Here is a 9,395-nt window from a genome sequence, read left to right on the forward strand (position 1 = left end):
CCCTTCCCGCTTCCTGGGGCCAGCCCCCGGACCCCGGCCCTCGAACTCCCCCGGCCTTCGGCCGGGAGGCACCCCCAGGACGGGCTGCGAGACAGTCCGTCCCATACACAAAGGAACTTCGCCATGGCATCGGCATCTCGTACCGCCGTCGTTCGCTCGCTCGCCGTCCTCGCCTCGCTGACGGTGCTCGCCGGGTGCGGGGCGCAGGTGACCGAGTCGGAGCCCGACTCGGGCTCGGACTCCGCGAAGGGCGGGGGGTCGCACTATCCGGTGACCGTCACCAACTGCGGGGAGAAGAAGACCTTCGACAAGGCCCCGACCCGGGTCGTCACCAACGACGTCGGCATCACGGACATCATGTTCTCGCTCGGCCTGGAGGACAGCATGGCCGGCTACGTCACCCCCGCCTACCAGCGGAGCGACAAGCAGGTCCCGTGGGCCGACGCCTACGAGAAGACCAAGTGGCTCTCCAAGGGGAGGATCAGCAAGGAGATCGCCGTGGACAACAGGGCGGACCTGGTGTTCGCCGGCTGGAACTACGGCTTCAACGAGGCGGACGGTTTCACCCCGGCGACGCTGGAGAAGCTGGGCATCGACTCCTACCTGCTCAGCGAGTCCTGCCGGAACGGCAAGGGCAAGGCGCGCGGGGTGATGTCGCCGCTGGACGCGCTCTACACCGATCTGGAGAACCTGGGGAAGATCTTCGACGTCGAGGACCGGGCGGAGAAGCTGGTGGCGGACTTCCGCCGGGTGGTCGCGGACACCGAGGCGAAGGCGCCCAGGGGCAAGGACCGGCCGCGGGTGTTCCTGTACGACGACGGCAAGGACAAGCCGTTCACCTCGGGCAGGTTCGCCGGTCCGCACGACATCATCACCAAGGCCGGCGGCGACCACATCATGAAGGACCTCGACGACTCGTGGGTGACGGTCGGCTGGGAGACCGTCGTCGACCGTGATCCGGAGATCATCGTCATCAACAACTACGGTGACGTGTCGGCCGAGCAGAAGCGGAAGTTCCTGAAGTCCTTCGGCCCGCTGAAGAACGTGTCCGCGATCCGCAACGACCGGATCTTCGTGCTGGACTACGTCGACCTCGTGGAGTCGCCGAGGAACCCGGCGGCGGTGGCGTCGCTGGGCGAGTACGTCCGGAAGGTGGCGGACGGGGAGTGATCGCCGCCACCACCGGCCCGCCGCGTCGGACGTAGTCTTGTGGCATGCGTTACGCCAGTCCGCTGCTGTCGTTGCCCGGTGCCGTCCCGTCCGAGGGGCCTGACGAGGGGGTCGCCGCCCACTATGGCGACCTCTTCCGTGAGCAACGGGCCCTCGCCGAGGGGTCCGGCTTTGTCGACCTCTCACATCGGGGTGTGCTCACGGTCACCGGACCGGACCGACTCAGCTGGCTGCATCTGCTGATCACCCAGCACGTCAGCGAGCTGCCGCCGCACGAGGCGACCGAGGCGCTGGTGCTGTCCGCCAACGGGCACATCGAGCACGGGCTGTCCCTGGTCGACGACGGCGAGACGGTGTGGATCCACACCGAGCCGGGCGACCAGACGGCGCTGATGGAGTACCTGGAGAGCATGAAGTTCTTCTACCGGGTGGAGTTGGCCGACCGGACGGCGGACTTCGCGGTCGTGCAGCTGCCGGCCGGTTCCATCGCGGAGGCGCCCGAGGGGGTGCTGGTCCGGCAGACGCCGTACGGGCGGGAGCTGTTCCTGCCGCGTGAGCGGCTGCGGGAGTTCGCCGAGGACGGCCGGTACGGGCCGCCGGTCGGGGTGCTGGCCCACGAGGCGCTGCGGATCGAGGCGCACCGGCCGCGCGTCGGTCTGGAGAGCGACCACCGGACGATCCCGCACGAGATCGGGCTCATCGGTACGGCGGTGCATCTCCAGAAGGGCTGCTACCGGGGCCAGGAGACGGTGGCCCGGGTCCACAACCTGGGGAAGCCGCCGCGTCGGCTGGTGTTCCTGCATCTGGACGGCAGCGAGGTGACGATTCCCGGCCACGGTGATCCGGTGCGGCTCGCCTCGGACGGTCCGGAGGGGCGGCAGCTGGGCTTCGTGACGAGTTCGGCGCGCCATCACGAGCTGGGGCCGATCGCTTTGGCGCTGGTGAAGCGGAACGTTCCGCTGGACGCGGCGCTGCTGGCCGGGACGACAGCGGCGGCGCAGGAGCCGGTCGTCCAGCCGTAGGACGCGGGAGGACAGCCGGGCGGGAACGGCGACAGCCGGGCGGCGTCAGACGACGGCGGCGAGGGTGTCGGCCGGGCGGCGGCGGGCGGCGCGGGCCGCCGGCAGCAGGGAGGCGGCGACTGCGCCGGCCGTCGCGCCGGCGATCAGCAGGAGCAGTACCGCCGTGGACGGTGACTGCGCGATGCCCGCGCCGATGCCGCTGGCCCGGCCGTGCTCGTTGATCAGCCAGCGGCCGACGAGGGTACCGAGCAGGGTGCCGGTGAGGGCGGCGGCGAGGGCGGTCAGGCCGGTGGCGGTGACGATGACACCGCTGATCTGGCGGGGGGTGAGCCCGATGGCCTTCAGCGCCAGCAGGTCGCGTTCGCGGTCCCTGACACCGGCGCTGATGGTCGTCAGCAGTTCGGTGAGGCCGATCAGGGCGAGTACGGCGGCCAGGCCGGCGAGTACGCCGCGCATCACCGCGCGCCCCTCGTTGAGCCCGCCGACCTCGTGGATCTCCAGTCGTCCGTCGGAGGCGCGGGACAGCGCGGCGCCCACCGCCTTCGGGTCGGCGCCGGGCCGGAGCTGGACCTGGTGGAAGGCGGGTCGCAGGCCCGGGTCGCGTTCGGCGAGGGTGTCGAGGGAGGTGGTGACGACCCGGCCGCCCTGTTCGGTCTCGATCGTGCGGCCGACGATGTGGAGGATCTGCGGGTGGCCCTCGACGGTGAGCCGCACCCAGTCGCCGACCTCCAGGTCGAGCAGGTCGAGCAGGCCCTGTCCGGCGACCGCCTCGTCGTCGGTCGCCGAGGGGCTGGGGGCACGGCCCTCGACGACGGTGAACGGGTAGGGGCGGGCGTCGGTGCCCAGGCCGCGCAGGTTGATGGTGCCGGTCTGGCCGGGGGCGAGCGCGGCGACCTCGATGCCGGGGTAGACGGCGGTGACGTCCGGGTTGTCGGCGAGGAGGCGGGCGGCCTGCCGTTCGTCGAGCCCTTCGGTGGCGCGGGCGCTGAGCGTGGCGGCGGGGCCGGCGTCGCCGGCGCTGGACGGTACCCGGTCGAGGGTGGTCCACGCGCTGAGGGCGACGGTGATCAGCAGCAGCGGCAGCGCCAGCCGGGCGACGGCCGTCAGCGAGCGGCCCCGGCGGGCGAACGCGGCGCGCCAGCCGAGTACCAGGGCAGGCGGCACGCGTCGGCCGAGGGCGGCGCGTGCGGCGCGGGACATGCCGGCGGCCGGCGGTACGGCGCCCCGGGCGACGGGGACGGGCGGCACCCGGCCGGCTCGCCAGGCGGCCAGCGAGGTGGCCAGGCCGATGAAGAGCACGGCGGCGGCGGGCACGGCGAGGGTGGCGGCTGTGTGGTGGGGAAGGTCGCGCCAGATGGACACGGCCTCGCCGATGCGGCCGGGGAAGCGTCCGCCGAGGGTGCCGAGCAGGGCGACGGCGAGCGCCGCGCCCAGCAGCGCGAACGCCACGTGCTGCACGAGGAAGATCCGGACGACCTGGCCGGGGGTGAAGCCGACGGCCTTGAGTACCGAGATGTCCCGCAGGTGGCCGCGGACGCGGGTGCTGATGGCTCCGGCGACGGCGAGTGCGGCGGCGAGCAGCGCGCCGAGTCCGAAGGTGACGAGCAGCAGGCCGAGGAGCCGGTCGTCGCTCTGCGCCTCGGCTCGGGCCTGCTTCCAGTCGGAGACCTCGGTGACACCGTCGGCGCCGAGCAGGGTGACGGCGCGCTGGACGGCGTATCCGGTGTCGTCGGGGTCCGCGAGGCGCAGGCCGACGACCTGGCCGAGCCGGTCGGCGGGGGCGGTGACGCGGTCGAGGGCGCCGGGCAGGACCCAGCCGACGCCGGGGCGGTCGCCGGCACGGTGGTCGCGTTCGGCGGTGTCGGCGATGCCGAGGACGGTGAGCTCGCGGGGGCCTTCGGCGCCGCCGGGGACGGTGACGGTGTCGCCGGGCTCGGCCCACAGGGCGCGGGCGAGTCCGGCCTGGAGGACCACGCCGTCGGGGGTGCCGGTGTCGAGCCAGCGGCCTCTGACGACCTGGGGGCGGGCGGTGGGTCCGGGATCGGCGTCGGCGGCGCGCAGTTCGACGTCGGCGCGGGCGGCGTCGGTGCGGGCGGTGATGTGGGCGGTGCGGTGCGGGCCGGTGGCGGCGGTGACGCCGTCGAGGTCGCGGAGGCGTTCGAGGTCGGCGGGGTCGGCGTCGCCTCGGGCGTGGATCCACACGTGGGCGCCGTTGGTCTGGGTGAAGACCCGCTGCCAGGGGTTGGCGGCGTAGCCGAAGAGCGCGCTGGCGAGCAGGAGGGCGATGACGACGCCGGTGGTGGCGAGGACGAGGAACAGCGCCTCGCCGCGGTGTGTCCGCAGGTCGGCGTGTGCCCAGCGCAGTGTCGCCCGCACGGTTCAGTCCCCCAGGTCGACGAGGCCGCCGACGCCGCCGGGGCGGCCGGGGCGGGCCGGGCTCGTGGCGGCGCCGAGTTCGGCGTCGTCGGCGACGCGGCCGTCGAAGAAGCTGACGACGCGGTCGGCGACACTGGCGAGCCGGGCGTCGTGGGTGACCAGGACGATCGTCTGGCCGCGCTGGTGGAAGCGCTGCAGCAGGCGCATGACCTCGCGGGTGCCCTTGCTGTCGAGGCTGCCGGCGGGTTCGTCGGCGAGCAGCAGGTCGGGGTGGTTGACGAGGGCGCGGGCGAGGGCGACGCGCTGCTGTTCGCCGCCGGACAGCTCGGCGGGCATGCTGCGCTCGCGGCCTTCGAGGCCGAGTTCGGCGAGCAGGGAGGCCCGTTCGCTGCGGGCTTGCCGGGGGGTGGCGCCGGCGAGCAGCGCGGGCAGCTCGACGTTGTCGGCGACGGTGAGGTTGGAGACGAGGTTGAAGAACTGGAAGACGATGCCGACGCGGCGGCGGCGCAGTACCGCCCAGCGGGCCTCGCTGTAGCCGTCGACGCGGGCGCCGTCGAGCCACAGGGCGCCCTCGTCGGGCCGCTGGAGGCCGCCGAGGAGGTGCAGCAGGGTGGACTTCCCGGCGCCGGAGGGGCCGGTGACGGCGACGAACTCGCCGGCGCGCACGGTCAGGTCCACGCCGCGCACGGCGCGTGCGGGGGCGCCCTCGCCGTGGTGGGTCTTGACCAGGCCCTCGGCGCGGAGCAGCGGCACGGCGGCGCCGTCCGCCGGGCCGTTCCGGGCGGCGGGGCCGTTCCCGGGGGCCTTCGGGTCGTCGGGCGTGGTGGTGGGGCCGGGGTCGCTCATTCCAGCTCCTCCTGACAGCGTTCGAGCCAGTCGAGGTCGGCCTGTAGGTGCAGCATCGCACCTTCGATGAGCAGCTGGGCGATCCGGTTGTCCCGGTCCTCGGTGGCGCTGAGCCGGGACAGCTCGCGCATGCTGTTGAGGTACTGGCGGCGCTGCTTGTTGATGAGGGTGAGGCGGTCGGCGAGGCCGGAGTCGGCCGCGAGGGCGAGCTTCATGAAGAACTCGTCGCGGACCCGCGGCTCGTCGGAGGTCTCCTCGAACCAGGCGGCGACGGCCTCCCGACCCGCGTCGGTGAGCCGGTAGGTCTTCTTGTTGGGCCGGCTGGACTGGGCGATCTCCTCGCCCTCGATGAGGCCGGACTTCTCCAGCCGCCCGAGGGTGACGTAGATCTGTCCGACGTTCGGCTGCGGGTAGGCGGCGCCGAGCAGCTTCTCCAGTTCCAGCTTCAGCTCGTACCCGTGGGCGGGGCCCCTGGCCAGCAGGGCGAGGAGAGCGAGTCGCACACGCCTCTCCTTTCCCGTCCGGGCTCGTCGTCGCTGGTCGGCTCCGCGGTAACGGGGGCCTTCGGGGCGCGAGCCCTAGTATCCCTCATACCTAACAGGTATATATGGGTCAGGGCGTCCGGCAAAGACGATGGGCGCCGAAGTTCCAGGAGGCACGATGCGCTGGCTGATCGCCGGACGGGTTCTGCTCGTCTGCGCGATCCTTCTCACGGCGTACGCGGCGGCCGGGCCGCAGCGCCCGGAGCCGGCGGGTCGCGGCCCGTTGACGCTGGCCACGGCCGGTGACCTCACGGACTATCTCGGCCGGGTGCTGGAGGACTGGAACCGGGAGCGGCCGGGTGAGCGGGTGACGCTGGTCGAGCTGCCGGAGTCGGCGGACGAGACGCGCGCCCAGATGATCACCGAGCTGCGGTCCGGCAGCAGCCGCTTCGACGTGCTGAACATCGACGTCGCCTGGACGTCGGAGTTCGCGGCGGCCGGTTGGATCCGCCCGATCGACCGGCAGCGTTTCCCGCTGGCCGAGATGCTGCCGCCGGTGGTCGACACGGCGACGTTCGGCGGCCGACTGTACGCGGTGCCGTACGTGACGAACGCCGGATTGCTCTACTACCGCAAGGACGTACTGGCGGCGGAGGGTGAGAGCCCGCCGAGGACGTGGGACGAGCTGGCCCGGCAGGCGGCCGAGATCGCGCCGCGGCACGGCCTGCAGGGGTATGCGGGCCAGTTCTTCCCGTACGAGGGTCTGACGGTGAACGCCACGGAGACGGTGCTGTCGGCCGACGGTTCGATCCTCGCCGACGACGGGGCCAGGGTCACGGTGGACTCGGACGCGGCCCGCGAGGGGCTGGACTTCCTGGTCCGCGGGCTGCGCGAGGGGTGGATCCCGAAGCGTTCGCTGGACTTCAAGGAGGAGGAGTCCCGGCAGGCGTTCCAGAACGGCGAGCTGCTGTTCCTGCGGAACTGGCCGTACGTGTACGCGGGTGCCTCGGCTGAGGGCTCGGCGGTCGCCGGCCGCTTCGACACCGTGCCGCTGCCGGGGCCGGACGGGCCGGGCACAAGCGTGCTCGGCGGTTCGAACCTGGCGATCAGCACCCAGTCCCGGCACCCGGACTCGGCGGCGGACCTGATCGGCTACCTGACCGGCGAGCCGGTGCAGCGGCGGGTGCTGACGGAGGGTGCGCTGCCGCCGGTGCGCGCCGCGCTGTACGACGATCCGGCGCTGGTGGCGCGCTTCCCCTATCTGCCGACTCTCCGGGAGAGCGTGCTGGCGGCCGAGCCCCGGGCGAAGAGCCCGCGCTACGACCAGGTGAGCCTGGCGGTGCAGGCGGTGGTGGGGGACGCGCTGGCCCGGCGGCAGTCGACGGACGCGGCGGTGACCAGGCTGGCCAGGGAGCTGGAACGGATCGCCCGCCGGGACTGACGTCGCCCCGCGCCCTGGCACACCCCCAGAGGATCGATACCTAACGCGTAGGTATCGATCCTCTCTCGTTTTCCCACCTTCCCCACGGGTAACCCCTCGAATCTCCATGATCCTCGGGTCTTTACCGAGCGATCCATTGACACCCGTCGGACATCCCTACTTAACATGCATGTATAACCGCCGCAGCGGTCGGAGGGAGCCGGAGGAGGCTCGTCGCCCCACTCCACGACCTCCCCCACACCTCCCGAAAGCAGCGGCCGGCACCACGCACAGTTACGCCAGGGGCACGGCGTGCGGGCGGTCGGCGGCATCCAGCCTCCCGCCCGTAGAACGCCGGCACCACGTGAGAACAGGTCAATCGCGATGTCCACAGCACCGGCCGCAACCGGCCACACCCAGCGCACCAGCGACCTCTGGTGGCGCGACGCGGTGATCTACCAGGTGTACGTCCGCAGCTTCCTGGACAGCACCGGGGACGGCATCGGGGACCTCGCCGGCGTGCGTGCCGGACTGCCCTACCTGAAGAAGCTCGGCGTCGACGGCATCTGGCTGAGCCCGTTCTACCCCTCCCCGCAGCACGACCACGGCTACGACGTCGCCAACTACCGGGACGTCGACCCCGTCTACGGCGACCTCGAGGTGTTCGACCGGCTGATGGCCGACGCGCGCCGCATGGGCATCCGGGTCCTGCTGGACGTCGTCCCCAACCACTGCTCCAGCGAGCACCCCTGGTTCCGGGAGGCCGTCGCCGCCGGGCGCGGCAGCTACGAGCGGACCCGCTTCCACTTCGCCGACGGCCGGGGCGAGCGCGGCGAGGAGCCGCCGAACAACTGGCGCGCGATGTTCGGCGGCCCGGCCTGGACCAGGGTCACCGAACCCGACGGCACCCCCGGCCAGTGGTACCTGCACCTCTTCACCCCGCAGCAGCCCGACCTGAACTGGCGGAACCCGGAGATCCCCGACTCCTTCGACGCCATCCTGCGGTTCTGGCTGGACCGGGGCGTGGACGGCTTCCGCATCGACGTAGCCGCCGGCCTCTACAAGCACCCCGAGCTGCCGGACTCCGACGACCCGGAGGCCGACGAGCGCTCCCGCGACTCGGTCAACCCGCTCGCCTGGAACCAGCCCGAGGTGCACGACGTGTGGCGGCACTGGCGGTCGATCTGCGAGGAGTACACCTCGCGCGACGGCCACGACCGGCTGCTGGTCGGCGAGGTGTCCGTGCCGACCGCCCGCGAGCACGCCCTGTACGTGCGCCCCGACGAGCTGCACCAGGCGTTCTTCTTCGACCTGCTCGGCGCGCCCTGGGACGCCGACGCCTTCCGCAAGACCATCGAGGAGGCGATGCGGGACATCGCCGGCACCGGCTCCACGGTCACCTGGGTGCTCAACAACCACGACCAGGTGCGGACCGTCACCCGGTACGCCGGCGAGCCGGGCCCCGAGGGCAGCGGTCTCGGCTCCGCCCGGGCCCGCGCCGCCGCGCTGCTGATGCTGGCGCTGCCCGGCGCCGCCTACGTCTACCAGGGGGAGGAACTGGGCCTGCCGGAGGTCGTCGACCTGCCGGACGAGGTCCTCACCGACCCGATCTTCCACCGCACCGGAAGCCGCAAGCGCATCCGGGACGGCTGCCGCGTACCCCTGCCGTGGTCCGGTCACGCCTCCCCGTTCGGGTTCAGCTCCGGCGCGGAGGGCGCCCGGCCGTGGCTGCCGCAGCCCGACTGGTTCGCCGAGCACGCCACCGACCGCGCGCTCGCCGACACCCGCTCGTTCTGGCACCTCTACCGCGACGGCCTCCAGCTGCGGCGCGGACTGCCGCAGCTCGGCGAGGGCACGCTGCGCTGGCTGGAGTCCGAGCCGGAGGTGCTGGCGTTCGAACGCGGCGACGGCCTGGTCTGCGCGATCAACTTCGGCACCGGGCCGACCGCCGCCCCGGTCTCCGGCACCCCGCTGCTCTCCAGCGGGCCCTGCCCGGCCGGTGTGCTGCCCGGTTCCACCGCCGCCTGGTGGCTCACCGACGGCACGTCCTGACCCCTACGGAACCCGGAAACCCCATCC

Annotated in this window: 7 protein-coding genes; 4 read left to right on the forward strand and 3 right to left on the reverse strand. The window is 72.8% G+C overall.

The features are described 5' to 3' along the window. The first annotated feature begins 123 nt into the window (after window positions 1-123). Together FNX44_RS18810 and ygfZ are read left to right on the forward strand one after the other, a co-directional pair. Complete coding sequence (locus FNX44_RS18810; protein WP_143649463.1) at window positions 124-1,170, forward strand: ABC transporter substrate-binding protein; 1,047 nt, start codon at window positions 124-126, stop codon at window positions 1,168-1,170. A gap of 44 nt (window positions 1,171-1,214) precedes the next feature. After that, complete coding sequence (gene ygfZ / locus FNX44_RS18815) at window positions 1,215-2,192, forward strand: CAF17-like 4Fe-4S cluster assembly/insertion protein YgfZ (RefSeq protein WP_143649464.1); 978 nt, start codon at window positions 1,215-1,217, stop codon at window positions 2,190-2,192. A gap of 45 nt (window positions 2,193-2,237) precedes the next feature. On the opposite strand, the gene FNX44_RS18820 is transcribed toward ygfZ, so the two are convergent. From FNX44_RS18820 to FNX44_RS18830, 3 genes are read right to left on the reverse strand one after another with little or no spacing between them, the layout of a single operon-like run. Further along, the gene (locus FNX44_RS18820) at window positions 2,238-4,568 is read right to left on the reverse strand and encodes an FtsX-like permease family protein (protein WP_143649465.1); all 2,331 of its coding nucleotides are present in this window, start codon (window positions 4,566-4,568) and stop codon (window positions 2,238-2,240) included. A gap of 3 nt (window positions 4,569-4,571) precedes the next feature. Beyond that, complete coding sequence (locus FNX44_RS18825) at window positions 4,572-5,414, reverse strand: ABC transporter ATP-binding protein (protein ID WP_143649466.1); 843 nt, start codon at window positions 5,412-5,414, stop codon at window positions 4,572-4,574. Further along, the gene (locus tag FNX44_RS18830; protein ID WP_143649467.1) at window positions 5,411-5,917 is read right to left on the reverse strand and encodes a PadR family transcriptional regulator; all 507 of its coding nucleotides are present in this window, start codon (window positions 5,915-5,917) and stop codon (window positions 5,411-5,413) included. Before FNX44_RS18830 ends, FNX44_RS18825 begins: the two co-directional genes overlap by 4 nt. Before the next feature lie 157 nt (window positions 5,918-6,074). Here FNX44_RS18830 and FNX44_RS18835 point away from each other — a divergent pair, with 157 nt between their 5' ends. After that, window positions 6,075-7,337: an ABC transporter substrate-binding protein gene (locus FNX44_RS18835; RefSeq protein WP_143649468.1), complete on the forward strand. Its 1,263-nt coding sequence runs from the start codon at window positions 6,075-6,077 to the stop codon at window positions 7,335-7,337. 363 nt (window positions 7,338-7,700) lie between these two features. Then, on the forward strand, window positions 7,701-9,368 hold the full coding sequence (locus tag FNX44_RS18840) for a glycoside hydrolase family 13 protein (RefSeq protein WP_143649469.1): 1,668 nt from the start codon (window positions 7,701-7,703) through the stop codon (window positions 9,366-9,368). Window positions 9,369-9,395: the final 27 nt, after the last annotated feature.

It is taken from the genome of Streptomyces alkaliterrae (assembly GCF_007097205.2).
Lineage (GTDB): Bacteria > Actinomycetota > Actinomycetes > Streptomycetales > Streptomycetaceae > Streptomyces > Streptomyces alkaliterrae.